The sequence below is a fragment of the Pseudomonas pharyngis genome, assembly GCF_021602345.1.
Lineage (GTDB): Bacteria > Pseudomonadota > Gammaproteobacteria > Pseudomonadales > Pseudomonadaceae > Aquipseudomonas > Aquipseudomonas pharyngis.
Map to the genome: position 1 here is coordinate 1 of NZ_BQID01000045.1, position 420 is coordinate 420.

1 protein-coding gene is annotated in these 420 nt (G+C 56.9%); it reads left to right on the forward strand.

Going from position 1 to position 420, the window contains the following annotated elements:
• Window positions 1-32: 32 nt before the first annotated feature.
• Window positions 33-420 (forward strand): Hcp family type VI secretion system effector (locus L6D74_RS29895; RefSeq protein WP_236191719.1); only part of this gene is annotated, 388 nt, incomplete at its 3' end.

Sequence of the window (420 nt, forward strand, 5' to 3'; positions counted from 1 at the left end):
CACCCTAACTTTATCCGCAAGGAGAGCATCCCATGGCAACACCAGCGTACATGTCGGTTACCGGCGAAAAACAAGGCCTGATCACTGCCGGCGCCTTCACCGCCGACTCCGTTGGCAACACCTACCAGGAAGGCCACGAAGACCAGGTTATGGTTCAGGCTTTCAGCCACGACGTGATCATCCCGCGTGACCCGCAATCCGGTCAGCCAACCGGTCAGCGCGTTCACAAGCCAGTGATCATCACCAAGGTCTACGACAAGGCTTCGCCACTGCTGCAAGCTGCCCTGACCTCGGGCGAGCGCATGAGCGAAATCGTTATCCAGTGGTACCGCACTTCGGCTCAAGGTACCCAAGAGCACTACTACACCACCAAACTGGAAGACGCGATCATCGTCGCCATCAACAACAAGATGCACAACT